Genomic DNA, 731 nt, shown 5'->3' with positions numbered 1-731 from the left:
GAGATTATTATACGTTCATCTTTACAAGAATTCAGAAGTATTAATAATAAAATCGATATGCTGAAATATTTGATTTTCATTTTCAGAGTTTGTTTTGTTTAATTGCTCACAACGTTTTTGTGTATGGTTAGTTGCGTGGTTAAGCATCTAAGTTAGCAAACTTTTACGGACCTGTGAATATTCCGCAGGAATATTCGCAAGTAGGGAAGAACATAGCAATTAATTATACACGGTGTTGTGTACAGTACTTTTATTCATTTTTATAGTTTTCCATAAAATCGCAATTCCGATAAAAGCTATTATCAGACCACCTATTAGAAAAGCCAATCCATATCCTTCTGCAAATATTCCGCAAAAATAATTCAGATATCTGTTTATTATTCCAGTTGAGTAAATTCCAGTTGCTGAAATTCCAACTGTCAAAATAAGAACGATAATTGAATTAATAATTCCAAATTTATTTCTCCAATTTATTAGTCCAACTGCTAAAATTCCGATGAGTATTATTCCAAAAGTCCAATATGCTTGATTGACAAATAATTCTCCAATTCGAACATCAGTTAGCGATTCAAATTTTTTCCAATCCTCTTCCATAAGAGCATCGAATTTTTCGCCGTTAAAAGCAACGTACAACCGGTCAATTCCGCTTATGATAAAAATCAATGCAAAACATTCTAATAAAATCAACTTAAGGTTAAATTTCTGTATCATTTTCGGTATTGTACACAACG

1 protein-coding gene is annotated in these 731 nt (G+C 31.1%); it reads right to left on the bottom strand.

Annotated elements, in window-relative coordinates:
• Nucleotides 1-219: 219 nt before the first annotated feature.
• The coding region (locus tag TD29_RS03700; protein WP_040279000.1) for a hypothetical protein at nucleotides 220-731 on the bottom strand (512 nt) is incomplete at its 5' end.

It is taken from the genome of Psychroserpens damuponensis (assembly GCF_000826655.1).
In the GTDB taxonomy this organism is placed as follows: domain Bacteria; phylum Bacteroidota; class Bacteroidia; order Flavobacteriales; family Flavobacteriaceae; genus Psychroserpens; species Psychroserpens damuponensis.
The sequence above is the reverse complement of the archived record's forward strand: the minus strand, read 5'-3'. Positions and strand labels throughout refer to the sequence as shown.